At 53.2% G+C, this 26572-nt stretch carries 24 protein-coding genes; 18 read left to right on the top strand and 6 right to left on the bottom strand.

Annotated elements, in window-relative coordinates; translation table 11 throughout:
* Positions 1-13 precede the first annotated feature (13 nt).
* Complete coding sequence (gene ubiA / locus FDX14_RS00410) at positions 14-886, top strand: 4-hydroxybenzoate octaprenyltransferase (protein ID WP_003826589.1); 873 nt, start codon at positions 14-16, stop codon at positions 884-886.
* 54 nt (positions 887-940) lie between these two features.
* On the opposite strand, the gene plsB is transcribed toward ubiA, so the two are convergent.
* Positions 941-3361 carry a glycerol-3-phosphate 1-O-acyltransferase PlsB gene (plsB, locus tag FDX14_RS00405; protein WP_042313000.1) on the bottom strand — a complete coding sequence of 807 codons (2421 nt, stop codon included), beginning with the start codon at positions 3359-3361 and terminating at the stop codon, positions 941-943.
* 171 nt (positions 3362-3532) lie between these two features.
* Between plsB and FDX14_RS00400 the strand changes: the two genes are divergently transcribed.
* The 4 genes from FDX14_RS00400 (at position 3533) to FDX14_RS00385 (ending at position 6416) form a co-directional block, all read left to right on the top strand.
* A complete protein-coding gene (locus FDX14_RS00400; protein ID WP_003826594.1) occupies positions 3533-3901 on the top strand; it encodes a diacylglycerol kinase in 369 nt (122 codons plus the stop codon).
* A gap of 109 nt (positions 3902-4010) precedes the next feature.
* Complete coding sequence (gene lexA, locus FDX14_RS00395; RefSeq protein ID WP_003826596.1) at positions 4011-4619, top strand: transcriptional repressor LexA; 609 nt, start codon at positions 4011-4013, stop codon at positions 4617-4619.
* Positions 4620-4749: 130 nt separating this feature from the next.
* The gene (dinF, locus tag FDX14_RS00390; protein ID WP_061382695.1) at positions 4750-6075 is read left to right on the top strand and encodes an MATE family efflux transporter DinF; all 1326 of its coding nucleotides are present in this window, start codon (positions 4750-4752) and stop codon (positions 6073-6075) included.
* A 131-nt stretch (positions 6076-6206) separates the two neighbouring features.
* Positions 6207-6416 (top strand): CsbD family protein, encoded by a 210-nt coding sequence (locus tag FDX14_RS00385; protein ID WP_006688302.1) that lies wholly within the window; start codon positions 6207-6209, stop codon positions 6414-6416.
* 41 nt (positions 6417-6457) lie between these two features.
* Here the strand turns inward: FDX14_RS00385 and zur are convergent, their stop codons facing one another.
* Positions 6458-6976 carry a zinc uptake transcriptional repressor Zur gene (zur, locus tag FDX14_RS00380; RefSeq protein ID WP_038636258.1) on the bottom strand — a complete coding sequence of 173 codons (519 nt, stop codon included), beginning with the start codon at positions 6974-6976 and terminating at the stop codon, positions 6458-6460.
* A gap of 114 nt (positions 6977-7090) precedes the next feature.
* Here zur and FDX14_RS00375 point away from each other — a divergent pair, with 114 nt between their 5' ends.
* The 3 genes from FDX14_RS00375 to pspG all read left to right on the top strand — a co-directional run bounded on the left by FDX14_RS00375 (position 7091) and on the right by pspG (position 9061).
* The gene (locus tag FDX14_RS00375; protein ID WP_038636260.1) at positions 7091-7579 is read left to right on the top strand and encodes a cupin domain-containing protein; all 489 of its coding nucleotides are present in this window, start codon (positions 7091-7093) and stop codon (positions 7577-7579) included.
* Between the two features lie 106 nt (positions 7580-7685).
* Positions 7686-8684 carry a tRNA dihydrouridine(20/20a) synthase DusA gene (gene dusA / locus FDX14_RS00370; RefSeq protein WP_038636262.1) on the top strand — a complete coding sequence of 333 codons (999 nt, stop codon included), beginning with the start codon at positions 7686-7688 and terminating at the stop codon, positions 8682-8684.
* A gap of 134 nt (positions 8685-8818) precedes the next feature.
* Positions 8819-9061, top strand: a complete 243-nt coding sequence (gene pspG, locus FDX14_RS00365; protein WP_016155352.1) for an envelope stress response protein PspG — start codon at positions 8819-8821, stop codon at positions 9059-9061.
* A 301-nt stretch (positions 9062-9362) separates the two neighbouring features.
* On the opposite strand, the gene FDX14_RS00360 is transcribed toward pspG, so the two are convergent.
* Positions 9363-10346, bottom strand: coding sequence for a quinone oxidoreductase (locus FDX14_RS00360; RefSeq protein WP_079226193.1), 984 nt, complete (start codon positions 10344-10346; stop codon positions 9363-9365).
* A gap of 64 nt (positions 10347-10410) precedes the next feature.
* On the opposite strand from FDX14_RS00360, the gene dnaB reads away from it, so the two are divergent.
* The 5 genes from dnaB to FDX14_RS00335 all read left to right on the top strand — a co-directional run bounded on the left by dnaB (position 10411) and on the right by FDX14_RS00335 (position 15838).
* Entirely contained in the window at positions 10411-11826 is a 1416-nt protein-coding gene (dnaB, locus tag FDX14_RS00355) for a replicative DNA helicase (protein WP_003826610.1), read from the top strand.
* 145 nt (positions 11827-11971) lie between these two features.
* Positions 11972-13051: an alanine racemase gene (gene alr / locus FDX14_RS00350; protein WP_137348844.1), complete on the top strand. Its 1080-nt coding sequence runs from the start codon at positions 11972-11974 to the stop codon at positions 13049-13051.
* A gap of 135 nt (positions 13052-13186) precedes the next feature.
* Positions 13187-14380: an aromatic amino acid transaminase gene (gene tyrB, locus FDX14_RS00345; protein WP_079225665.1), complete on the top strand. Its 1194-nt coding sequence runs from the start codon at positions 13187-13189 to the stop codon at positions 14378-14380.
* Positions 14381-14641: 261 nt separating this feature from the next.
* The gene (aphA, locus tag FDX14_RS00340; protein ID WP_061382690.1) at positions 14642-15355 is read left to right on the top strand and encodes an acid phosphatase AphA; all 714 of its coding nucleotides are present in this window, start codon (positions 14642-14644) and stop codon (positions 15353-15355) included.
* Between the two features lie 126 nt (positions 15356-15481).
* On the top strand, positions 15482-15838 hold the full coding sequence (locus tag FDX14_RS00335; protein WP_038636271.1) for an MmcQ/YjbR family DNA-binding protein: 357 nt from the start codon (positions 15482-15484) through the stop codon (positions 15836-15838).
* Positions 15839-15862: 24 nt separating this feature from the next.
* On the opposite strand, the gene uvrA is transcribed toward FDX14_RS00335, so the two are convergent.
* Complete coding sequence (uvrA, locus tag FDX14_RS00330) at positions 15863-18685, bottom strand: excinuclease ABC subunit UvrA (RefSeq protein ID WP_061382689.1); 2823 nt, start codon at positions 18683-18685, stop codon at positions 15863-15865.
* 251 nt (positions 18686-18936) lie between these two features.
* Here uvrA and ssb1 point away from each other — a divergent pair, with 251 nt between their 5' ends.
* Entirely contained in the window at positions 18937-19461 is a 525-nt protein-coding gene (gene ssb1 / locus FDX14_RS00320; protein ID WP_003826621.1) for a single-stranded DNA-binding protein SSB1, read from the top strand.
* Between the two features lie 65 nt (positions 19462-19526).
* Here the strand turns inward: ssb1 and FDX14_RS00315 are convergent, their stop codons facing one another.
* Positions 19527-19808, bottom strand: a complete 282-nt coding sequence (locus tag FDX14_RS00315) for a YjcB family protein (RefSeq protein ID WP_038636276.1) — start codon at positions 19806-19808, stop codon at positions 19527-19529.
* 552 nt (positions 19809-20360) lie between these two features.
* On the opposite strand from FDX14_RS00315, the gene pdeC reads away from it, so the two are divergent.
* Complete coding sequence (pdeC, locus tag FDX14_RS00310; RefSeq protein ID WP_137348843.1) at positions 20361-21947, top strand: cyclic di-3',5'-guanosine monophosphate phosphodiesterase PdeC; 1587 nt, start codon at positions 20361-20363, stop codon at positions 21945-21947.
* A gap of 2 nt (positions 21948-21949) precedes the next feature.
* Here the strand turns inward: pdeC and soxS are convergent, their stop codons facing one another.
* Positions 21950-22273: a superoxide response transcriptional regulator SoxS gene (soxS, locus tag FDX14_RS00305; RefSeq protein WP_005132611.1), complete on the bottom strand. Its 324-nt coding sequence runs from the start codon at positions 22271-22273 to the stop codon at positions 21950-21952.
* Between the two features lie 86 nt (positions 22274-22359).
* Here soxS and soxR point away from each other — a divergent pair, with 86 nt between their 5' ends.
* From soxR to FDX14_RS00290, 3 genes are all read left to right on the top strand, one after another.
* Positions 22360-22818, top strand: a complete 459-nt coding sequence (soxR, locus tag FDX14_RS00300) for a redox-sensitive transcriptional activator SoxR (protein ID WP_003826630.1) — start codon at positions 22360-22362, stop codon at positions 22816-22818.
* A gap of 582 nt (positions 22819-23400) precedes the next feature.
* Positions 23401-24750 (top strand): guanine/hypoxanthine transporter GhxP, encoded by a 1350-nt coding sequence (ghxP, locus tag FDX14_RS00295; protein WP_038636284.1) that lies wholly within the window; start codon positions 23401-23403, stop codon positions 24748-24750.
* 156 nt (positions 24751-24906) lie between these two features.
* Positions 24907-26553, top strand: a complete 1647-nt coding sequence (locus FDX14_RS00290) for a Na+/H+ antiporter (protein WP_061382687.1) — start codon at positions 24907-24909, stop codon at positions 26551-26553.
* The last annotated feature ends 19 nt before the right edge of the window (positions 26554-26572 follow it).

The following is a 26572-nucleotide window of genomic DNA, read 5'->3' as shown; positions in this document are numbered from 1 at the left end:
GAGGAAGATAAAGATGGAGTGGAGTCTGACGCAGAATAAGCTGCTGGCGTTTCACCGCTTGATGCGTACGGATAAGCCAATCGGCGCCTTACTGCTGCTCTGGCCTACGCTGTGGGCATTATGGGTAGCAACCCCTGGTATGCCGCAACTGTGGATCCTGGCGGTTTTTGTCGCCGGCGTATGGTTAATGCGCGCCGCCGGATGCGTGGTGAATGACTATGCCGACAGGAAGTTTGACGGCCATGTTAAACGTACCGCGAATCGACCGCTGCCGAGCGGCGCAGTCACCGAGAAAGAAGCCCGAACGCTGTTTGTCGTATTGGTATTACTGGCCTTCCTGCTGGTTCTGACCCTTAATACGATGACCATTTTGTTGTCCGTTGCGGCATTAGCGCTGGCGTGGGTTTACCCGTTTATGAAGCGCTATACGCATCTGCCGCAGGTGGTGCTGGGGGCGGCGTTTGGCTGGTCGATCCCGATGGCGTTCGCCGCCGTGAGCGAGTCCGTACCGCTGAGCTGCTGGCTGATGTTCCTTGCCAACATCCTCTGGGCTGTGGCCTATGATACGCAGTACGCAATGGTTGACCGCGATGATGACCTGAAGATCGGTATTAAATCGACCGCGATTCTGTTCGGCCAGAACGACAAGCTGATTATTGGTATCCTGCAGGTGGGCGTGCTGGTGCTGATGGCGCTGGTGGGCTGGTTAAACGGGTTGGGACTGGGCTATTACTGGTCTCTGTTAGTGGCTGGGGCGCTGTTTGTGTATCAGCAGAAACTGATCGTCAACCGTGAACGTGACGCCTGCTTTAAAGCGTTTATGAACAATAACTATGTTGGTCTGGTGCTGTTCTTAGGCCTGGCAATGAGCTACTGGCATTTTTGAGTTTGGCTTAGCCTGCAAAATAAAAACCGGTCATTATGACCGGTTTTTTTATGCTTACTCGCCTTGTGTGGCGCTCTCGATGGTCAGACGCACATCCGACGTGACCAGTTCGGCCAGCATCTGATAGATCTTCATCGTCTCTTCCGGTTCGGCATCTCCGGTATCGCTGATATATCCCTCGTCACGCAGCGTCAGCACCAGAGAACTGAACACGGCCTTGTCGAAGAATTCTGGCGCGTTAATGCCGTGCAGGACGGAAAGACGCTGAGCCACGGTGCGGCTCTCTTTCTCCAGCGTACCACGGTTGATAGACGGATTAGCGCTCAGCAGCCAGAAGGTAATAGCATAGCGCTGCAACGTCTCACGAGCACCCGCCGCCAGCAACTGTAGCGTACGGGAGCGTGCCGGATTGATATGCAGTTCGCCATCGTCCAGGGTGATGAGTCCCTGGCGCTGCATTTCGCTGGCCAGTTCGTCGATCACGCCTGCAAGTTCGTCACGCTCCCAGCGCAGGAACAGCTCCGCTTTCAGCATCGGGTATAGCGCTTCAATATGCTGCAGCAGCGCGGCGCGTGAAATATGACGATGCTGAGTTACGATGGCCGCCATTAACGAAGGCAGTACCAGCATATGCGCAATGTTGTTGCGGTAGTACGTCATCAATACCGCCTGCTCGCGCGGCAGAATGATGATGTCGCCGATGGTGTCTTTCTCGACCTCAAACTTGTTCATCTGCAAGGCATGGTCAATCAGTTCACTGGCGCTCTGCGCAGGAACCGTCGCATCCGGGGCATACGGTACGTTGCGCAGCAGACTCAGATAGCAATCGAGTTGTTCAGTCAACTGCTCACGGGTCAGAGAGCGCTGGCGGGAAGCCAGTAACGCGGTACAGCACAGGTTCATGGCGTTGGCTGCGCCTGCGTTGTTAATGCGTACCATCAGATCGGCGGCAATGTTATTTACCGTCGGCGTCAGCCAGGCAGGACGAATAGACTCGATAGGATCGATAGATTCACGCCACTCCGGCACATGCTGGTTGAGGTAAGTCATCAACGGCATCGGCTCGCCAAAGTTAACGTAACCCTGACCCAGATTACGCAGCTTGCTTAAGCCACGCAGCATTTGCGGCAGGCTCTCTTTCTCTTTCGTCGCGCCCCGCAGTTCTTTCGCATACGTGCCCACTTCCATTACGTGCTCGTAGCCGATGTAGATCGGTACGAGGGTAATCGGACGCGTACCGCCGCGCAGCATCGCCTGAATGGTCATCGACAGCGTGCCGGTTTTCGGGTCAAGCAAACGACCAGTACGTGAACGACCGCCTTCGACAAAGTACTCAACCGAGTAGCCGCGGCTGAACAACTCGCCCAGGTATTCGCGGAAAACGGTGGAATAAAGCTTGTTGCCCTTGAAGGTACGACGAATAAAGAACGCGCCCAGGCGGCGGAAGATGGGACCTGCTGGCCAGAAATTCAGGTTGATGCCTGCCGCGATGTGCGGCGGAACCAGACCCTGATGATACAGCACGTACGACAGCAGCATATAGTCCATATGGCTGCGGTGGCACGGAACATAAACGATTTCATGGCCATCGTGCGCCAACTGGCGTACACGCTCTGCATTATGAACGTTAATCCCCTGATACAGACGGTTCCAGGTAAAACCCAGAATACGGTCTGTCAGACGGATCATCTCGTAGGAGAAGTTGGCGGCAATCTCTTCCATCAACGCTATCGCATTTTGCTGCGCTTTTTCGTGGGAGATTTTTTTACTGCGCGCTTCATCTTCTACCGCGCGCGCGATAGCTTTTGAGGCCAACAGCTTGTTGAACAGATCCTGACGGGCAGGGAGGCGCGGACCGACTGCGGCCAGGCGCTGGCGAGCAAAGTGCATACGCGCTACGCGCGCCAATTTCTGGGCGATAATTTTATCTGTACCGTGTTCATCCGCCATGCGACGCAGGGAAACCGACGGGGAGAAGCGGACAAAGCTGTCGCGACCCAGCCAGGACACAGCAAAGAATTTTTGTACGCCGTTCAGCATACGCAGCGGCGGGTTGACCTCGCCTTTTTCGCGTCCAGGCGCACGGCCAAACATCACCGAAACCGGCACCATCTGCACATCCAGGTCTGGATTGCTGCGATGCAAGTCGAGATAGTTATGGAACAGCTTAATAGACTCTTCTTTTGGCGTGTAATAGGTGAAGACACGTGGGCCGCCGTGAATAAACACGTAGCGCGGCAGTAGAGTTCCGTCTATCTCCAGCGGTTCCAGGGGATCCGGGAGATCGTGCGCCAGACATTGGGCGCGCAGCGTCAGCAAGTCTGCTTTGGAGTTGTACGGTAGGACGTACATAATGGGGCGAGAAGTATCGAGCCCCAATTCCGGTGCAGGTTCCGCCGGAATAGACTTGCTTTTTACCAGCACGCTTAATGGTAAATTCAGTAATTTGTAGTAAATTCGTGGCCAGCCGGACATAAACGATGTAAAGCCTCTGGTTAATAATGCAAATGCGCTGCAAGGATATCAGAAAGTTTAGTGAATTTCTGGTGTATCCGGTCATACTTCGCGCTGCTTTGCCACACCCTGAAACAAACGGGGTAACGTTACAATGACATTGACGCTAATAATGTAAAAAGGTTCTTTTTGATGGCCAATAATACCACTGGATTCACCCGAATTATCAAAGCTGCAGGCTATTCCTGGAAAGGTTTTCGCGCCGCATGGATTAATGAAGCGGCATTTCGCCAGGAAAGCGTTGCCGTTCTGCTAGGCGTTGCCATCGCCTGCTGGCTGGACGTCGACGCCATTACGCGCGTGTTGCTGATTGGTTCCGTGATGCTGGTGATGATCGTTGAAATTCTTAACAGTGCGATAGAGGCGGTGGTTGATCGTATCGGTTCCGAGTACCACGAACTGTCTGGTCGTGCGAAAGATATGGGGTCGGCGGCGGTATTGCTGTCAATTTTTGTCGCCCTGATCACCTGGGGCATCCTGTTGTGGTCGCATTTGCGATAAAGATTCCACAACTTCATCATTCTCCTGTTTTTTGTGCAGTTTGCGGTTCCAAAATCACCTTTAGCTGTATATACTCACAGCATAACTGTATATACACCCAGGGGGCGGAATGAAAGCGTTAACGGCCAGGCAGCAAGAGGTGTTTGATCTTATTAGAGATCACATCAGCCAGACAGGTATGCCACCGACGCGTGCGGAGATCGCGCAGCGTTTGGGGTTCCGTTCCCCAAACGCTGCTGAAGAACATCTGAAAGCGTTGGCGCGTAAAGGCGTGCTGGAAATTGTATCCGGCGCATCGCGTGGTATTCGTCTGTTGCAGGAAGAAGAAGAAGGTTTACCGCTTGTAGGTCGCGTTGCGGCAGGTGAGCCACTTCTGGCGCAGCAACACATTGAAGGCCATTATCAGGTCGATCCTTCACTGTTCAAACCGAACGCCGATTTTCTGCTGCGTGTCAGCGGTATGTCGATGAAAGACATCGGGATTATGGACGGTGATTTGCTGGCTGTGCATAAAACACAGGATGTGCGTAACGGTCAGGTTGTTGTCGCGCGCATTGACGACGAAGTGACGGTGAAACGCCTGAAAAAACAGGGCAACAAGGTTGAGCTTCTGCCAGAAAACAGCGAATTCAAACCGATTGTGGTCGACCTGCGCGAGCAAAACTTCACTATTGAAGGGCTGGCGGTAGGCGTCATTCGTAACGGTGAATGGCTGTAATCACAGGTTGCTTTCCCGACAGCCGGATAAGACGTTTGCGTCGCCATCCGGCAACTAGCCCGGTGGTGCTGTGCTTACCGGGCCTGAACAACTCTTCCAGTACGTCTAACTTCTTTTCAGGCGCTATTTCATGCCTTTCTTTACCTCCTCCGACAAAGCACTCTGGCGTCTAGCCTTACCGATGATCTTCTCCAATATCACCGTTCCCTTGCTGGGATTGGTCGATACTGCGGTCATTGGTCATCTGGATAGCCCGATTTATCTTGGCGGCGTTGCCGTTGGCGCCACCGCGACCAGTTTTCTCTTTATGCTGCTGCTTTTTTTACGCATGAGCACCACGGGCCTTACCGCCCAGGCATTTGGCGCGAAAAATCCGCAGGCACTGGCGCGTGCGCTGGTGCAGCCGCTAATGCTGGCGCTGGGTGCGGGGCTGCTTATCGCACTGTTTCGTACGCCGATTATCGATCTGGCTCTGCATATTGTCGGGGGAAGTGAAGCGGTACTGGAGCAGGCCCGACGTTTCCTGGAAATCCGTTGGTTAAGCGCCCCCGCCTCGCTGGCGAATCTGGTGCTGCTCGGCTGGCTGCTTGGCGTTCAGTATGCGCGGGCGCCGGTTATCCTGCTGATAGTCGGTAATGTTCTCAACATTGTGCTCGATTTATGGCTGGTAATGGGCCTGCATATGAACGTGCAGGGCGCGGCGCTGGCAACGGTCATTGCTGAATACGCCACCTTGCTGATCGGTCTGTTAATGGTCCGCAAAGTCCTGCATATGCGCGGAATTTCGCTGGCAATGTTGAAACAAGCGTGGCGTGGCAATTTCCGCCGGTTACTGGCGCTTAACCGCGACATCATGCTGCGCTCGCTGTTGCTGCAGCTCTGTTTTGGTGCCATTACGGTGCTGGGCGCACGTCTGGGGAGCGATATCATTGCGGTAAATGCTGTTCTGATGACTCTACTGACTTTTACCGCCTACGCGCTGGACGGGTTTGCCTACGCCGTAGAAGCGCATTCTGGTCAGGCGTATGGCGCAAGAGATGGCAGCCAATTACTGGATGTCTGGCGCGCAGCCTGTCGACAGTCCGGTCTTGTGGCGATTCTGTTTTCGCTGGTTTATGCCCTGTTTGGCGAGCACATTATAGCGTTGCTAACCTCGCTCCCGCAGATTCAACTGCTGGCCGATCGCTATCTTATCTGGCAGGTGATTTTGCCGCTGGTTGGCGTCTGGTGTTATTTGCTGGACGGTATGTTTATCGGCGCAACACGGGCTGCAGAAATGCGCAACAGCATGGCCGTTGCCGCCGCGGGATTCGCATTAACGTTGCTGGCTCTACCGCTGCTGGGTAACCACGGCTTGTGGCTGGCGCTCACCGTGTTTCTTGCCCTGCGCGGGCTTTCGCTGGCCTTTATCTGGCGACGTCACTGGCGCAACGGGACGTGGTTCGTTGAAGCCTGACGGTTAAAAATTCTGAATAGTGAATCGAATGCCGAATCAGTGACTACACTTATTCTCACGTCCAGCAGAAAAGATAGCAGAGTTGGACGAGATACTCTGGCTATTCACAACCTAACGATGAGGATTTGATGATGAATAAAGACGAAGTCGGCGGCAACTGGAAACAGTTCAAAGGTAAAGTGAAAGAGCAATGGGGCAAACTGACCGACGATGATATGACGGTCATTGAAGGCAAACGTGACCAACTGGTCGGTAAAGTCCAGGAGCGTTACGGTTATGCAAAAGATCAGGCGGAGAAAGAAGTCACTGACTGGGAAACCCGCAACGATTACCGCTGGTAATTAGTCCCCTCCTGAGAGTACAGGGATGTACGCTCTCTTGCTTAGCGACCGACTTTCTTTTTCACCAGAATTGAGTGGTCATGCTGGCATTCGCCTGGATGGCGACAGGCTTCAACCTCCACGCATGCCGGGCAGAGTCCGTGAGCTTCAATCACGTTATGCCGCAGAGCAAAGCCCATTTTTGCCGCCAGCATATGCATGATGTCTTCCACACCTTCCGCACACTCTTCTTTTACCACGCCACAGCGATCGCAAATAAACATCGCAGAACTGTGGGTCGGTTGATCGAACAGGTGACACAGCACGTAACTGTTGGTCGATTCCACTTTATGCACAAAACCTTGTTCAAGCAGAAAATCGAGCGCACGATAAACGGTCGGCGGCTTGGCCTGTGGCTCGGTTTCCCGTAGCAGGTCGAGCAGATCGTAAGCGCTGATGGCGCCTTCCTGCAGGCTCATCAGGCGCAGCACTTCGAGGCGCTGCGGCGTTAGCCGCACGTTGCGTTGCGCACAGAGTTTTTCAGCTTGAGCCAATAACTCCTGCGTGGTGGTTTTGTCCATTTGGCGCCTCGATTCGTGTGAAAGGTTAATCCCTTACTTTATCATGTTCTGCATAAAACGCCGAGATCCGCCGCTGTGTGCTATACCTGACGCATCGTATTCTGGAGAATCAACATGAAAAGACCCGACTGTATTCGCCACTGGCGAGAGGTGGAGGGGGCTGATGACTCCACCTACCCCGACAGCAATGAACTTTTTGCTATTGGCGCGCCGCTTGCCCGTAAACTGGGGTTAGGAAGACTGGGTATTCATCATGAACGCCTGCCGCCGGGGCGTCGCACATCTTATCCTCATGCGGAAAGCGATGAAGAAGAGTTTATCTATGTGCTGGAAGGCTATCCGGAAGCCTGGATCAACGGTTATTTATGGAAGCTCGAGCCTGGCGACAGCGTCGGTTTTCCGGCTGGAACCGGGGTGTGTCACACCTTTATCAATAACACCAGTGAAGAGGTGCGCCTGCTGGTCGTGGGTGAGGCAAACAAAAAATATAATCGCATTTACTACCCGCTTAACCCGGTCTATGCCGCCACGCGCGAGGATCGCTGGGTGGACCATCCGCCGCAGTTTTTTGGCCCACATGACGGCAAGCCGGGGCGCAAATAACGCACTGTGAGAATATGCTGCGGTAGCCACGATGATGGGGCGCACTATCGCACCGGTCTATGCTATAGTAGCGCCCCTTTTTTAACCGGATGCTTGAATATTCGCCATGCTGCCTGAATCTCAGTCTACCGCTTTTCCCGCTCATCGTTTTTCTATCGCGCCGATGCTCGACTGGACGGACAGACATTGCCGCTACTTTTTGCGCTTACTGTCCCGCCAGACGCTGCTGTATACGGAGATGGTGACTACCGGAGCGATCATTCATGGTAAAGGCGATTATCTGGCGTATAGCGAAGAAGAACATCCGGTCGCGTTGCAACTGGGCGGGAGCGATCCGGCTGCGCTGGCGCAGTGTGCGAAGCTCGCTGAACAGCGGGGCTATGACGAAATTAACCTCAACGTGGGTTGTCCTTCCGACCGCGTACAGAATGGCATGTTTGGCGCCTGTCTGATGGGGAATGCGCAACTGGTCGCCGATTGCGTCAAGGCGATGCGCGATGTGGTGTCGATTCCGGTGACGGTGAAGACCCGAATCGGCATTGATGATCAAGACAGCTACGAGTTCCTGTGCGATTTCATCAACACGGTATCTGGCAACGGCGAATGCGAGATGTTCATCATTCACGCCCGCAAGGCCTGGCTGTCCGGGTTAAGCCCGAAGGAAAACCGCGAGATCCCACCGCTGGATTATGACCGTGTTTATCAGTTAAAGCGTGATTTCCCGCATCTGACGATGTCGATCAACGGCGGTATTAAATCGCTGGAAGAAGCGAAAAAGCATCTGCAACATATGGATGGCGTGATGGTGGGGCGTGAAGCCTATCAAAATCCCGGAATTCTGGCGTCGGTCGACCGCGAAATTTTTGCTGCCGCTACTCATGATGCCGATCCGGTCGCCGTGGTGCGTGCCATGTACCCATATATTGAGCGTGAACTGAGTCAGGGTACTTATCTGGGGCATGTGACGCGCCATATGCTGGGACTGTTTCAGGGGATCCCCGGCGCACGTCAGTGGCGTCGTTACCTGAGTGAGAACGCGCATAAAGCCGGAGCCGATATTAACGTCCTGGAACATGCTTTGAAGCTGGTGGCCGATAAGCGTTAGTTTCTCACTAAAAGTTAGTTAATTTCACCACACCCTGTGCGTTGTCACAGGGTTTTTTGTTTTATAAATCAGTGGATTAACTTTGGCATGTTTCTTGTAAAGGAATGGAGAGTATTTTATTTCGGGAGAGAGTCATGCTGGAACTACTTTTTGTGATTGGATTTTTTATCATGCTGATGGTCACCGGCGTCTCGTTGCTGGGGGTGCTGGCCGCGCTGGTCGTAGCCACCGTCGTGATGTTTTTGGGTGGACTATTTGCCTTGATGATTAAACTGTTGCCCTGGCTGCTACTGGCCGTTGCCGTGGTGTGGGTGATCAAGGCGATAAAAGCGCCAAAAGTCCCCCAGTATCAGCGCAATAACCGCCGATTTTACTAAGGTATTGAGTGGTCCGTCACAACCTGAAACATTGCCTTTAGAACCAAATAGGAATTGATTATCAAATCTGTCACTATTGCCAGGTTAACGAATTCATCGAGCTGTACCCTACATACAGCCGAACTAAAAAAAGAAAGGGCTTCCTGCGGGAAGCCCTAATTCTTTCTTTCCCCGTCATAATTCAAACTCCAGGTGTGTTGGCTGCTTTCATTCACCCCAGTCACTTACTCCAGTAAGCTCCTGGGGATTCACTCAATTGCCGCCGTCCTGGAGCTTAAATTATTTAGGGGAAATGAGGGGGCTACGGGATCAGCAAACTCGATCCCTGCGTGGCCCGACTTTCCAGCACTTCATGGGCCCGTTGCGCGTCGTGCAGCGCAAATGTCTGACCAGGTGCGACATCCACTTTTATTACCCCACTGGCAATCAGCGAGAACAGCTCATTGCTGGCTTCGGTTAATTCGCGGTGGTTGGTGATGTAACCCTGCAGAGAGGGACGGGTCACGTATAGCGAACCTTTCTGATTCAGAATCCCTAAATTTACACCGGTCACTGGTCCGGACGCGTTGCCAAAACTGACCATCAGTCCGCGGCGCTGCAGACAATCGAGAGAGGCCTCCCAGGTATCTTTCCCCACCGAGTCGTACACCACCCGCACTTTTTTACCGCCGGTGATCTCTTTTACCCGCTCAACAATGCTTTCTTCACGATAGTTAATTACCTGCCACGCCCCGGCCTGCTGCGCAATTTGCGCTTTTTGCGCATTGCCGACGGTGCCAATCAGTTTCGCTCCCAACGCTTTCGCCCACTGACAAGCGATCAGACCGACGCCACCTGCGGCTGCGTGGAATAAAAACGGTTCGTCAGGCTGGATTTCATAGGTTTTGCGTAACAGGTAAAAAACGGTCAGCCCCTTCAGAAACGAGGCGGCTGCCTGTTCAAATGAGATAGCGTTAGGCAGAATAGCGGCTTTATCAGCCGGCACGTTATGCACTGAGCTGTAAGCGCCAAGCGCAGACTGGGCATACACCACGCGATCGCCAGCTTTAATGTGCGTCACTTTGCTGCCAACTTTGCTGACCACGCCCGCGGCTTCGGTACCCAGACCGCTGGGCAGAGAAGGTGGTGGATAAAGACCACTGCGGATGTAGGTGTCGATGTAGTTGATCCCAATCGCTTTATTCTCGACCTGGATTTCGTTTTCCGCCGGGTCAACTGGCGTAAACTCCACAGCCTTGAGTACATCAGGCCCACCATGCTTGTGAAATTCAATACGTGTTGCCATGCTTCCTCCAAAAGAAATGTGGTAATCTTTCGACCCAATCATTATCTCGGTAACTCCATTCACTATGGCAGGAAATAAACCCTTCAACAAACAACAGACTGATGCCCGTGAGCGCGATCCCCAGGTCGCCGGGCTGAAAGTACCGCCGCACTCGATTGAAGCGGAACAGTCGGTGTTGGGCGGTTTAATGCTGGATAACGAACGCTGGGATGACGTGGCCGAACGCGTGGTGGCGGAAGATTTTTATACCCGCCCGCACCGGCATATCTTCACGGAAATGCATCGCTTGCAGGAGATGGGAAAACCCATCGATCTGATTACTCTGGCAGAGTCGCTGGAAGTTCAGGGCCAGCTGGACAGCGTCGGCGGTTTTGCGTACCTGGCTGAGTTATCGAAAAATACGCCAAGTGCGGCCAACATTAGCGCTTATGCGGATATCGTCCGCGAACGTGCCGTTGTCCGTGACATGATTTCGGTCGCGAACGAAATTGCGGAAGCCGGATTCGATCCGCAAGGACGTTCCAGTGAAGACCTGCTGGATCTCGCGGAGTCTCGCGTCTTTAAAATCGCTGAAAGCCGCGCCAACAAAGACGAAGGCCCGAAAAACATTACCGATGTGCTCGACGCTACCGTCGCGCGTATCGAGCAGCTATTCCAGCAGCCGCACGACGGTGTCACCGGGGTGAACACCGGTTATGACGACCTCAACAAAAAAACCGCTGGTTTGCAGCCGTCAGACCTCATCATCGTCGCCGCGCGTCCGTCGATGGGTAAAACGACATTTGCAATGAACCTCGTCGAAAATGCGGCGATGTTGCAGGATAAGCCGGTTCTTATCTTTAGTCTGGAAATGCCCTCAGAACAGATCATGATGCGTTCCCTGGCCTCGCTCTCACGCGTAGACCAGACCAAAATCCGTACCGGTCAACTGGATGACGAAGACTGGGCGCGAATTTCCGGAACAATGGGTATTTTGCTGGAGAAACGAAACATCTATATTGATGACTCTTCCGGCCTGACGCCAACGGAAGTGCGTTCGCGTGCCCGTCGTATCGCCCGTGAACACGGCGGTATCGGACTTATCATGATCGACTACCTGCAGCTGATGCGCGTGCCGTCGCTTTCCGACAACCGTACGCTGGAAATTGCTGAAATTTCCCGCTCGCTGAAAGCGTTAGCGAAAGAACTGCATGTACCGGTGGTGGCGCTGTCGCAGCTTAACCGCTCTCTGGAACAACGCGCCGACAAGCGTCCGGTCAACTCAGATCTGCGTGAATCCGGTTCCATCGAGCAGGATGCCGACTTAATCATGTTTATCTATCGTGATGAGGTTTATCACGAAAACAGCGACCTGAAAGGGATCGCAGAAATCATTATTGGTAAGCAACGTAACGGTCCGATCGGAACGGTTCGCCTGACGTTTAACGGACAGTGGTCGCGATTCGACAACTATGCGGGCCCACAATACGACGACGAATAAATCTCCGTCATCCTTCACGCTGCAGATGCGTTGACTACGCCCGTTCACCCCGGTCACTTAGTTTACTAAGCTCCCGGGGATTCTCTGGCTTGTCGCCTTTCTGCAACACGAATGATTTAGGAGATTCTTTTATTAAGGAATACAAATGCAAGCGGCAACTGTAGTTATTAACCGCCGCGCTCTGCGACACAACCTGCAACGTCTGCGTGAACTGGCTCCTGCCAGTAAACTGGTTGCGGTCGTGAAAGCGAACGCTTACGGCCATGGTCTGTTAGAGACCGCGCGAACGCTCCCCGATGCGGACGCTTTTGGTGTCGCTCGTCTTGAAGAAGCCCTGCGGCTGCGCGCGGGGGGCATCACGCAGCCTATCCTGCTACTGGAGGGATTTTTCGATGCCTCCGATCTACCGACTATTTCCGCGCAGCGTCTGCATACTGCCGTCCACAACCTGGAGCAGCTCGAAGCTCTGGAAGCGGCAAAACTGGCTGAACCTGTTACCGTCTGGATGAAGCTCGACACCGGCATGCACCGCCTGGGCGTGCGTCCTGAGCAGGCTGAAGCGTTTTATCAGCGCCTGACGCAATGTGAAAATGTGCGCCAGCCGGTCAATATCGTCAGCCACTTTGCACGCGCGGACGAGCCTGAGTGTGGCGCGACTGAAAAGCAGCTCGATATTTTTAATCGCTTCTGTGAAGGCAAACCGGGGCAGCGTTCGATTGCCGCATCCGGTGGTATTCTGCTGTGGCCGCAGTCTCACTTCGACTGGGCGCGTCCGGGGCTGATTCTGTACGGCGTATCACCGCTGGAAAACCACTCTATCGGCGCCGATTTTGGCTGCCAGCCGGTGATGTCGCTAACCTCCAGCCTGATTGCGGTGCGTGATCACAAAGCGGGCGAACCGGTCGGCTATGGCGGTACCTGGCAGAGCGAGCGCGACACGCGTTTAGGCGTGGTGGCGATGGGTTATGGCGATGGTTACCCGCGTGCGGCGCCGTCTGGGACACCGGTGCTGGTCAATGGCCGTGAAGTGCCGATCGTGGGTCGCGTCGCGATGGATATGATCTGCGTCGATTTAGGTCCCGGGGCGCAGGATAAGGCTGGTGATTCTGTGATTCTTTGGGGTGAAGGTTTGCCCGTTGAACGGATTGCTGAAATGACGAAAGTTAGTGCTTACGAACTTATCACACGCCTGACCTCAAGGGTGGCGATGAAGTATATCGACTAAGTTCATGACATGCCGGACAGGCGGGAACCCCGCCATCCGGCAATATGCTCGCCAACTGCAACATCCTCTCGATCTTCTTCCGCTTCCGGTTTATTGTGTTCTTATCCTCTGCCTGTAAACCTGGAGAACCACCTCGTGTTTCAAAAAGTTGACGCCTACGCTGGCGACCCGATTTTATCGCTCATGGAGCGATTCAAAGAAGATTCACGTAGCGACAAAGTGAACCTCAGCATTGGCCTGTACTACAACGAAGACGGCATTATTCCTCAGCTTAAAGCGGTGGCGGAGGCGGAAGCCCGACTCAATGCCAAACCGCACGGCGCTTCGTTGTATCTACCGATGGAAGGTCTGAACACGTATCGCCATACCATTGCGCCGCTGTTGTTTGGTGCGGATCATCCGGTTCTCCAGCAACAGCGTGTCGCAACCATTCAGACGTTGGGTGGTTCCGGGGCGCTAAAAATTGGCGCAGACTTCCTGAAACGCTATTTCCCTGACTCTGGTGTGTGGGTTAGCGATCCGACATGGGAAAACCATATCGCGATTTTTGAAGGGGCTGGATTCGAAGTGAGTACTTACCCTTGGTATGACAACGAAACCAACGGGGTACGTTTCAATGACCTGCTGGCCACGCTGAATACCTTACCGGCGCGCAGCATCGTGCTGCTGCATCCGTGCTGCCATAACCCGACCGGTGCAGATTTAACCCCTGCGCAATGGGATGCGGTTATTGAGATTCTGAAATCGCGCGATCTGATCCCATTCCTCGACATTGCTTATCAGGGCTTTGGCGGCGGAATGCAGGACGATGCTTATGCGATCCGCGCCATTGCCAGCGCCGGGTTACCGGCTCTGGTCAGCAACTCATTTTCTAAAATCTTCTCTTTATACGGCGAGCGCGTCGGTGGGTTGTCTGTGGTATGTGAAGACGCCGATGCCGCCAGCCGCGTTCTGGGGCAATTAAAAGCGACCGTGCGTCGTAACTACTCCAGCCCGCCGAACTTTGGCGCACAGGTGGTCGCTACGGTACTGGGTGACGACGCGCTGAAAGCCAGCTGGCTGGCGGAAGTCGAAGAGATGCGGACCCGCATCCTGGCAATGCGCCAGGAGCTGGTTAACGTGCTGAACGCTGAAATCCCTGGCCGTAACTTTGATTACCTGCTGCAACAGCGCGGAATGTTCAGCTATACCGGGCTTAGCGCCGCTCAGGTCGATCGCCTGCGTGATGAGTTTGGCGTGTACCTGATTGCCAGCGGTCGTATGTGCGTGGCCGGATTGAATCACGCTAACGTGCAGCGCGTGGCGAAGGCATTTGCTGCCGTTATTTAACCCGGTTTGTTATTTCTCGCACAGTGTTGCCGGATGGCGGCGTAAACGCCTTATCCGGCCTACAAAGGCAGTGGATTTTTCGTTTGTAGGCCTGATGAGCGTTGCGCTATCAGGCACGCTTTTCTGTGTGATCGTGCTCTTTTTCTGTAACAAAACCAGAGAAAATCCTTCCTTTCCCTTCCCTCAGGGGGTAAGGTCAGATAGTTTTTTGACCAGTTGTTAATAAAAAAATGATAACTAACTGACTACTTAGGGAAAAATATGCGCAAGTTTACGTTGGCACTGAGTGCCGTTTGTTTATTGTTCACGTTAAATCAGCCTGCTCAGGCATTAGTTTCTTCTCCCTCGCAGCTCAATCCAGGCACCAACGTTGCAAAACTCGCCGAGCAGGCTCCCATTCACTGGGTTTCCGTGGCGCAAATTGAAAACAGTCTGACAGGCCGCCCGCCGATGGCCGTCGGGTTTGATATCGATGACACCGTCCTTTTTTCCAGCCCGGGCTTCTGGCGCGGTAAGAAAACGTACTCTCCGGACAGTGAAGATTACCTGAAGAATCCGGCTTTCTGGGAGAAAATGAACAACGGCTGGGACGAGTTCAGTATTCCAAAAGAAGTGGCGCGTCAGTTGATTGATATGCACGTGCGTCGTGGCGATAGTATTTTCTTCGTCACCGGACGTAGCCCGACGAAGACTGAAACGGTATCGAAAACGCTGGCTGATAACTTTCACATCCCAGCCGCCAATATGAATCCGGTCATTTTTGCCGGCGACAAGCCGGGCCAGAACACCAAAACGCAGTGGTTACAGGATAAAAACGTGCGCATGTTCTACGGCGATTCTGACAATGACATCACCGCCGCTCTCGACGTGGGTATTCGCGGTATTCGTATTTTACGTGCCTCCAACTCCACCTATAAACCGCTACCCCAGGCTGGCGCGTTTGGTGAAGAGGTGATCGTAAATTCTGAGTATTAAAGGCGCAGGCTGCTATTTGGTGGTTTTTTAAACAAATTTGCGTTACTGGCTTTTACCTTTTGCGGACTTGCTGCACACTGAATAAAAGATGTTCTCATTAGGCGAGTGCTGGTAAGGGGAATAAAGATGACGAATTCGGAGTTGCTGCAATACTGCATGGCAAAAACGGGCGCGGAGCAGAGCGTGCACAGTGACTGGAAAGCCACACAAATCAAAGTCGAAGATGTACTCTTTGCCATGGTAAAAGAGGTAGAAGAACGCCCGGCGGTCTCTCTGAAAACCAGCCCTGAACTGGCGGAATTACTGCGTCAGCAGCATAGCGATGTACGACCAAGCAGGCATCTGAATAAAGCGCACTGGAGCACGGTGTATCTGGACGGCTCGCTGCCGGATTCGCAGATTTATTATCTGGTTGATGCCTCTTATCAGCTGGCGGTGAACACGCTGCCGGAAGATAAACGCCGGATACTGGCGCAGCCCTGATAAGCGCTGCGCCATTGGGCATGATTACAACAACGGTTTGAGGAAGCGTGCCGTGTGTGAAGCTTCACACTCGGCGACAGTTTCTGGTGTGCCGGAGACCAGAATTTCCCCGCCGCCGCTACCGCCTTCCGGACCGAGATCGACAATCCAGTCCGCCGTTTTAATCACGTCCAGATTGTGCTCAATCACCACGATGGTGTTGCCCTGATCGCGCAACTGATGCAGCACGTCCAGCAACTGCTGAATATCCGCAAAATGCAGACCGGTGGTCGGCTCATCAAGGATATACAACGTCTGCCCGGTGCCGCGTTTTGACAGTTCGCGCGCCAGCTTCACGCGCTGCGCTTCGCCGCCGGAGAGCGTAGTGGCCGACTGGCCGAGACGGATATACGTCAGGCCCACATCCATCAGCGTTTGTAGCTTACGCGCCAGCGCCGGGACGGCATCGAAGAACTCGCGTGCTTCTTCAATGGTCATATCCAGCACTTCGTGGATGGTCTTGCCCTTGTACTTAATCTCCAGCGTTTCGCGGTTATAGCGCTTGCCTTTACACTGGTCGCACGGCACGTAGATATCCGGCAGGAAGTGCATTTCAACTTTGATCACGCCGTCGCCTTGACAGGCTTCACAGCGTCCGCCGCGAACGTTAAAGCTGAAACGACCCGGCGTGTAACCGCGCGCGCGGGATTCTGGTACGCCAGCGAACAGTTCGCGCACCGGCGTAAACACACCGGTGTAGGTTGCCGGGTTAGAGCGCGGAGTACGACCAATCGGGCTTTGGTCAATGTCGATCACTTTGTCGAAATGTTCCAGGCCCTGAACATCGCGGTACGGCGCAGGTTCAGCCAGCGTGGCGCCGTTCAGCGCCGTCTGTGCAATCGGGAACAGCGTGTCATTGATCAGCGTCGATTTACCCGAACCGGAAACCCCGGTAATGCAGGTGAACAGGCCAACCGGTAGCGTCAGGGTGACATCTTTCAGGTTGTTGCCGCGTGCGCCGGTTAGCTTCAGCACTTTTTCCGGATCGGCCGCCACGCGCTGTTTCGGTACTTCAATTTTACGCTTACCGCTCATGTACTGGCCGGTCAGCGACTCAGGCACCGCCATGATGTCATCGAGCGTCCCTTCGGCAACCACCTGGCCGCCGTGAACGCCAGCGCCCGGGCCGATATCGATAACGTGGTCAGCGGCGCGAATCGCATCTTCATCGTGCTCGACCACAATCACGGTATTACCCAGATTACGCAGATGGATGAGCGTGCCCAACAGACGTTCGTTATCGCGCTGATGCAGACCAATAGACGGTTCATCCAGGACGTACATCACGCCGACCAGACCCGCGCCGATCTGGCTCGCCAGGCGAATACGTTGGGCTTCGCCGCCGGAGAGCGTTTCCGCTGAACGCGACAGCGTCAGGTAGTTGAGGCCGACGTTAACCAGAAACTTCAGACGATCGCCAATCTCTTTCAGGATTTTCTCTGCAATCTTCGCTCGCTGGCCGGCAAGCTTCAGGTTGTTGAAGAAATCCATCGCATGGCCGATGCTCATGTCGGAAATGGCGGGCAGCGGCGTATTCTCGACAAATACGTGACGGGCTTCCCGGCGCAAACGCGTCCCTTCACAGCTGGCGCACGGGCGGTTGCTGATGAATTTGGCTAATTCCTCACGTACTGCGCTGGATTCCGTCTCTTTATAACGGCGCTCCATATTGTGCAATACGCCTTCGAACGGATGGCGACGTACGGACGTATCGCCGCGATCGTTCATGTATTTAAATTCGATATTCTCTTTACCGGAACCGTACAGCACCACTTTATGCACGGTGGGGGTCAGGCTGGCCCATGGGGCTTCGACGTCGAACTTATAGTGTTCCGCCAGTGACTTAAGCATCTGGAAGTAATAGAAGTTACGACGATCCCAGCCGCGGATAGCACCGCCGGCCAGCGACAGTTCCGGATTTTGGATCACCCGGTCAGGATCGAAATACTGCTGTACGCCGAGGCCGTCACAGGTCGGGCATGCGCCCGCCGGGTTGTTGAATGAAAACAGACGCGGTTCCAGTTCGCGCATGCTGTAACCGCAGATCGGGCAGGCGAAGTTGGCGGAGAACAGCAGCTCTTCCGCTTTCGGGTCGTCCATATCGGCAACCACCGCCGTACCACCGGACAGTTCCAGCGCGGTTTCAAACGATTCCGCCAGGCGCTGGGTAAGATCGTCTCGTACTTTAAAGCGGTCAATCACCACTTCGATGGTGTGTTTCTTTTGCAGCTCAAGCTTGGGCGGATCGGACAGGTCGCACACTTCCCCGTCGATACGGGCACGGATATAGCCCTGGCCTGCCAGGTTTTCCAGCGTTTTAGTGTGCTCCCCTTTACGCTCTTTAATAATCGGCGCCAGCAGCATCAGACGTTTACCTTCCGGCTGCGACAGAACGTTGTCCACCATCTGACTCACGGTCTGCGCCGCCAGGGGAACGTCGTGATCCGGGCAGCGCGGTTCGCCAACGCGGGCAAACAGCAGGCGCAGATAGTCGTGAATTTCGGTAATTGTACCTACCGTGGATCGCGGGTTATGGGACGTCGATTTTTGTTCAATTGAGATGGCGGGAGACAGCCCCTCAATGTGGTCGACATCCGGCTTTTCCATCAGTGACAGAAACTGACGCGCGTACGCGGAAAGGGATTCAACGTAACGACGCTGTCCTTCGGCATACAAGGTGTCGAAAGCGAGCGAAGATTTGCCTGAGCCCGAAAGCCCGGTGACGACAATCAGCTTGTCGCGCGGGATGACGAGGTTGATGTTTTTGAGATTATGGGTGCGGGCGCCCCGAACTTCGATCTTATCCATTCATCTTTCCCGGATTAAACGCTTTTTTGCCTGGCTGCATGGTGCTACCGGCGATCACAAACGGTTAATTATGACACAACCTGACCTGAATGGATATACAGTATTGGAATGCAAAACGCAGATGCTTGTGCAACAATGCCTGTCCGGGGTTGTTTACTGGAATCGACCTCGCAACGTAGTAAAAGCGCTATTGGAAATGCTACAATCCCGCGCTTACACTTATTCAGTAACGTTTTTCAGGAGACACGATCATGGCCAGCAGAGGCGTAAACAAGGTGATTCTCGTCGGTAATCTGGGCCAGGACCCGGAAGTACGCTATATGCCGAATGGTGGCGCAGTTGCCAACATTACGCTGGCTACTTCCGAATCCTGGCGTGATAAAGCGACCGGCGAAATGAAAGAGCAGACTGAATGGCACCGTGTTGTGCTGTTCGGCAAACTGGCAGAAGTAGCCAGCGAATATCTGCGTAAAGGTTCTCAGGTCTATATTGAAGGCCAGCTGCGTACCCGCAAATGGACCGATCAGTCCGGCGTAGAAAAGTACACCACTGAAGTTGTGGTTAACGTTGGTGGCACCATGCAAATGTTGGGCGGCCGTCAGGGTGGTGGCGCTCCGGCAGGCGGCGGTCAGCAGCAGGGCGGTTGGGGCCAGCCTCAGCAGCCGCAGGGCGGCAATCAGTTCAGCGGCGGCGCGCAGTCTCGCCCGCAGCAGTCAGCTCCGGCAGCGCCGTCTAACGAGCCGCCGATGGATTTCGACGACGATATTCCGTTCTAACTTTTCTGTTTTATACGAAAAATTATGGCTACCTCAAAACTGGGGTAGCCATATGTAATTTTTTATCAGTTCAACACCATCGGCCAGTCTGGCGGTGTGTGGCTCATCACTTCAACCATCACGTTTTCAATGTTTTTCCAGATTGCGGACATATCCACCAGGGTTATGCCGAGCAGCCCGGTTGCAAACCAGCAGGCGAAAACCAGTCCCAAACCGCTACTAATGACGGCCAGGCCAATATAATCTGATTTACGAAAACGGATATTGAGCGTACTGGCTAAAAACATCAGCACCGCGCTGAGTAGCTGCCATCGCAGAAGAACCACGCCAGTTGTTATCGTTGCCATGAAAAAACGTCCTCAGAAAGTCTTGATGCCCATGACAGCGCGGGGGTGTTCACCGAGGGTGTAGTACTCTGGCTCTCGACGGGCAATAACACGAATGAAACATTGTTTCTGTTACATGAATTGTGTGAACTATATCACATTTGCTCGTTTGTTCACCAGTGTTAGAGGTTATTTTTGCAAGGTAATAGCCATGCTTTCTATATGGTTATGTTTAATAAAAAAAACCGATAACAAATAATCTAATAAAAAGATGCATATGAATTACCTGTTATGTTTATCCTAAATTATTCGTTAAAAAATTTAATGAATTTCTTAAACGCGACCAGGATAATGCTCATAAAAAATTACTACTTGTTGATAATAATGTTATGAAATAAGCATAACTTTAAGTTTGCCTTACGGAAAAATAATATCATCATCAACTATTATCAGATTTTTACATAGAGAAGTCTGTTGCTAATAATGATAGATTCATGCAACTTAATCAGTCAGTGTTTATAGCATCCCGCCTAATGGGTTCTGGCATATACGAAACAGGGAAATAGGGCTGACATGAATCACAGTGCGCGACGCAAGATGCTGAAGTTCTTCGGAACATTCATGGTGGTATTGCTCCCCGTGGTACTGGCTTTATGGTTTGCTCACATCCGGGCGATGTCCGAAACCCGTAATCAACTCAGCTCTTTTGCTCAACTGGTGTTAAATAAAACGGAATTGGTGATCTTCCAGGCCGATTTAGCGCGTGATATGGCCCAGTTGTACCAGGGTAAGATGTGTACTCCTGCCCATCAGAAAAGTATGCTGAATATTATTCGTGGTCGTTTATATATCAGTGAGCTAATTTATGCGCAGGGCGATCATTTTTTGTGCTCTACGTCAATGATGCCGCGAGTCCCATATATTATGGCGACAGCCGACTATAAACGCGCGCCGGACGTCTCCATCTATTACTACCGCGATACCCCCTTTTTCGCTGGCTACAAAATGACGTACATGCAACGGGGAAACTACGTTGTCGTCATCAATCCATTATCTTACAGCGAAGTCATGTCAGATGATCCGGATCTGTCATGGGGGGTGTATGACACGGTAACGGATACCTTTTTCTCTTCCAGTGAAGGGGCGAATATTGCGCAATTCTCGCCGCTGATACGCGGTGAGGCCTCAACATTCCAGCAGGGCGAGCGCTTCTATACCATCGTACATTCAGAAAAACGACCCATCGCGATTATTGTTTCGACCTCTGACGCTCGTGTGAATCAGATTTTCTATCATGAGGCGGCGTTAACGATCCCCTTTGGGATTATCTGCAGCATCCTGATACTGCTCATGTGGTGGCGCACGCGTCAGGAATACCTCTCTCCCCGCCGCTTATTAAAACGTGCGATCAAGAAACGTCAGCTTTGCCTGTACTACCAGCCGATCATTGACATCAAAAATGGACAATGTGTCGGGGCGGAGGCTTTGCTACGCTGGCCAGGCTGTAAAGGTGAGGTGATGAGCCCAACGGAGTTTATTCCGCTGGCGGAAAAAGAGGGAATGATTGAGCAGATCACGGATTACGTTGTTGAGGAAGTCTTCAACGATTTGGGGTATTTTCTTTCGGCGAATCCTCAGTTGTCTATCTCGATTAACCTCTCTGCTTCTGACTTTCATTCATCCCGACTGATTGCCCTGATTGCTGAAAAAAATCATGAGTACTCCGTGGCGGCCCAGCAAATTAAAGTTGAGGTGACAGAGCGTGGCTTTATCGATGTACATAAAATGACGCCCATCATCCAGGCGTTCCGCCAGGCCGGTTTTGAAGTGGCGTTTGACGATTTTGGCACGGGATATTCTAACCTCCATAATTTGTCAGCATTGAATATCGATATCCTGAAGATCGACAAATCGTTTATTAGCACGCTGGCCACTAACAGCACCAGTCACTTGATTGCCGAACATATCATCGAGATGGCGCAAAGCTTAAACCTGAAGACGGTTGCGGAAGGGGTGGAAACGGCGGAGCAAATCGCGTGGTTGCTTGAACGCGGCGTACAGTATTGCCAGGGCTGGTATTTTGCGAAGGCGCTGCCGCCGCAGGAGTTCATGGATTGGATAAAACACTCGCCCGCCATACTGACGCAGAGCGGGCAATAATTTTACAGGCGGTGGCGGTAATCGCTGGGAGTACGATCAAACTCTCGGCGAAATACGCGCGAGAAGGTTTGCTGCGATACATAGCCAAGATCCATCGCAATATCGAAAATAGGCCGTTCGGTCGTCCGTAGTTCAACGGCGGCCAGCAGAAGCCGACGTTGGCGGATGTAGTCACCCAGCGTCTGGCGCATCACCGTGCGGAACATTCTCTGCAAATACCACTTTGAGTAACCTGATTTTTTCGCAACCGCCTCAATGTTCAGCGGTTGATCGATATGTTCATCAATCCATTCAATAAGGGTCTGAATAATCTGCTGATGGGACATAGAGTTGCCTCTTTCTCAGTGTTCGATTCGTCGTTTTGTCTGTGGGCGAGTATAATTCCTCAAGTTAACTTGAGGTAAAGCGATTTATGGAAAAGAAATTACCCCGGATAAAAGCGCTGCTCACACCAGGTGAAGTTGCAAAGCGTAGCGGTGTGGCGGTATCGACCCTGCATTTCTATGAAAGCAAAGGATTAATCAGCAGTATGCGCAACAGCGGCAATCAGCGTCGATACAAACGCGATGTGTTGCGTTATGTAGCGATTATCAAGATTGCCCAACGTATCGGCATTCCACTGGCCACCATCGGCGACGCGTTAGGCGTATTACCTGAAGGGCATTCGCTCAGCGCCAAAGAGTGGAAGCAACTCTCTTCGCAATGGCGCGAGGAGTTAGACCGACGCATTCATACTCTGGTGGCGTTACGCGATGAACTGGATGGGTGTATTGGCTGCGGCTGTTTATCCCGCAGTGATTGCCCGTTGCGTAACCCCGGCGATCAGCTTGGCGAGCAGGGGACCGGGGCACGCCTGCTGGAAGACGATTGATTGGTATAAAACTAAAGCGCCACAGAGGGCGCTTTAGTTTGGTTCCGGTCTTTGTCTTTCACTCTATCCCGCTGGTTCACGGGAGGGTTTCCCCCGACATCAACACCCCTCAGTCGAGCACGTTTGGGGAGGTCCCGGTCTGTGTTGATAAAGTAAGTGTAAGCCACCCCGTTCTATTTGCCAGTGAATTGATTGCTTTTTAGCCAAAAAATTTTCTGCATCTTCATGCATTTTTTTGCGCGAGCAGACGTGAAAAATAAATGCAAATCTTGTAATAACTCAGCGAAATTTGTTGCCAGATTGCGCATTGACGATAACGTTTGCGCATCGTCTGGCTATTTCTTGCGCATTATAAGAAGAAATGAGTAAAAAGCGGCAAAGTTCAGTTGAAAACCAACGTATGATCGCTGGATAATCGTTTGCTTTTTTTTATCACCCGTTTTTTATGCGCGGAGCTAAACGTTTGCTTTTTTGCGACACCCCTATTGACGCAAAGCTGGCACATGGAGAAATCGTTTAGCAGGCAGTGGATTGTCCACCACGCATAATGACGAAAAAATAAACTCTCAGGGGATGTTTTCTATGTCTACGCCTTCAGCGCGTACCGGCGGCTCACTCGACGCCTGGTTTAAAATTTCGCATCGCGGCAGTACCGTTCGTCAAGAAGTCGTTGCCGGATTAACGACGTTCCTGGCCATGGTCTACTCCGTTATCGTCGTTCCGGGGATGCTGGGTAAAGCCGGATTCCCGCCTGCCGCTGTGTTTGTGGCAACCTGTCTGGTTGCGGGCGTCGGTTCTATTGTGATGGGCCTGTGGGCGAACCTGCCGTTGGCGATTGGCTGCGCCATTTCGCTGACCGCGTTTACCGCATTCAGCCTGGTGCTGGGACAACATATTAGCGTGCCTGTGGCGCTGGGCGCGGTGTTCCTGATGGGGGTTCTGTTTACCATCATTTCTGCGACCGGTATCCGTAGCTGGATCCTGCGCAATCTGCCGCAGGGCGTTGCGCACGGTACGGGGATTGGTATCGGCCTGTTCCTGCTATTGATTGCGGCCAATGGCGTTGGTCTGGTTATTAAGAACCCGCTGGATGGCCTGCCGGTTGCGCTGGGCGACTTCGATACCTTCCCGGTGATTATGTCGCTGGTTGGTCTGGCGGTGATTATTGGTCTCGAAAAACTGAAAGTACCGGGCGGCATCCTGCTGACCATTATCGGTATCTCCATCGTCGGCCTGATTTTCGATCCGGCCGTGCATTTCTCCGGTATTTTTGCCATGCCGTCTCTGAGCGATGAAAACGGCAACTCGCTGATCGGCAGCCTGGATATTATGGGCGCACTGAACCCGATCGTTCTGCCGAGCGTGCTGGCGCTGGTTATGACCGCGGTCTTCGATGCGACCGGAACCATCCGTGCGGTGGCCGGACAGGCGAATCTGCTGGATAAAGACGGACAAATTATCGATGGCGGCAAAGCGCTGACCACCGACTCCCTGAGCAGCGTGTTCTCTGGTCTGGTAGGGGCCGCACCAGCAGCGGTTTACATTGAATCCGCAGCGGGTACGGCGGCAGGTGGCAAAACCGGCCTGACGGCGATCACCGTTGGCGTATTGTTCCTGCTGATCCTGTTCCTTTCTCCGCTCTCTTATCTTGTTCCTGTTTACGCAACGGCGCCTGCGCTGATGTATGTGGGGCTGCTGATGCTGAGTAACGTGGCGAAAATCGACTTTGCTGACTTTGTCGACGCGATGGCGGGTCTGGTCACTGCTGTATTTATCGTCCTGACCTGTAACATTGTTACCGGCATTATGATTGGTTTTGCTACCCTGGTCATTGGTCGCATTGTCTCTGGCGAATGGCGCAAACTGAACATCGGTACGGTGGTGATTGCTATCGCGCTGGTGGCCTTCTACGCGGGCGGTTGGGCTATTTGATTTTGCTTCGATGACGCTCCTGAAAACGGGTGGCTCAGGCCGCCCGTTTTTATTTTCAGAACACACTCGTTGTCTTTTGCGTTACTCTCAAGTAGATAGAATTAAGGCACGACGCCTTTATCACCAATCATAAGAAACATCGCAAACAGGGAACGCATGGAAATCTTTTTCACCATACTCATCATGACCCTTGTGGTCTCGCTGTCGGGGGTATTTACTCGCGTATTGCCCTTCCAACTCCCATTACCCCTTATGCAGATCGCCATCGGCGCCTTGCTGGCGTGGCCGACGTTTGGTTTGCATGTGGAATTCGATCCTGAGCTGTTTCTGGTGCTGTTTATCCCGCCGCTGCTGTTTGCCGATGGCTGGAAGACGCCAACGCGTGAGTTTCTGGAGCACGGGCGAGAGATTTTCGGCCTTGCGCTGGCGCTGGTTCTGGTCACGGTGGTCGGGATTGGCTTTATGATTTACTGGCTGGTGCCGGGGATCCCTCTCATCCCGGCTTTTGCGCTGGCGGCCGTGCTGTCGCCAACCGATGCCGTCGCCCTTTCCGGTATTGTAGGTGAGGGGCGTATCCCGAAGAAAATCATGGGCATCCTGCAGGGCGAAGCGTTGATGAACGACGCGTCCGGCCTGGTCTCGCTGAAATTTGCCGTGGCCGTGGCGATGGGCACGATGGTATTTACCGTCGGCGGCGCGACGGTTGAGTTCTTCAAAGTGGCGATTGGCGGCATCCTGGCCGGTTTTGTCGTCAGTTGGTTATACGGACGCTCCCTGCGTTTTCTTAGCCGCTGGGGCGGTGATGAGCCAGCAACGCAAATCGTCCTGCTGTTCCTGCTGCCGTTTGCGTCTTATCTGATTGCGGAACACATTGGTGTTTCAGGCATCCTCGCGGCGGTCGCTGCCGGCATGACGATTACCCGTTCTGGGGTGATGCGCCGCGCGCCGCTGGCGATGCGTTTACGTGCTAACAGCACCTGGGCGATGCTGGAGTTTGTGTTTAACGGCATGGTCTTCTTGCTGTTAGGACTACAGTTGCCGGGAATTCTGGAGTCATCTTTGGCGGCGGCAGAAGTCGATCCGAACGTTGAAATCTGGATGCTGTTTACCGATATCGTGCTGATTTACGCCGCGCTGATGCTGGTACGTTTTGGCTGGCTGTGGACCATGAAGAAGTTCAGCCTGCGCTTCCTGAAGAAAAAGCCGATGGAGTTTGGCTCTTGGACAACGCGTGAAATCCTCATTGCCTCCTTTGCGGGGGTTCGCGGGGCTATTACCCTCGCCGGTGTGCTCTCCATTCCGCTGTTGTTACCGGATGGTAGCGGCTTCCCGGCGCGTTATGAACTGATCTTCCTCGCCGCGGGCGTGATTCTGTTCTCGCTGTTTGTCGGCGTGGTGATGCTGCCGATTCTGCTACAGCATCTGGAAGTTGCAGACCACTCGCAACAGCAAAAAGAGGAACGCATTGCCCGCGCTGCCACGGCGGAAGTAGCGATTGTCGCGATCCAGAAAATGGAGGAGCGTCTGGCTGCGGATAGCGAAGAGAACATTGATAATCAGCTGCTGACCGAGGTGAGTTCCCGTGTTATTGGTAACCTGCGTCGTCGCGCCGATGGGCGAAACGATGTAGAAAGCTCAATGCAGGAAGAGAACCTGGAGCGACGGTTCCGTCTGGCGGCGCTGCGTTCAGAACGCGCCGAGCTTTATCATCTGCGCGCCACGCGTGAAATCAGCAATGAAACGCTGCAAAAGCTATTGCACGATCTGGATTTGCTGGAAGCGCTGTTGATCGAGAATCAGTAAATGTAACCGGATGGTGATT

This window comes from Citrobacter sp. wls710 (assembly GCF_005281115.1).
In the GTDB taxonomy this organism is placed as follows: Bacteria; Pseudomonadota; Gammaproteobacteria; order Enterobacterales; family Enterobacteriaceae; genus Citrobacter; species Citrobacter werkmanii.
This window is presented reverse-complemented; position numbering and strand designations above follow the sequence as displayed.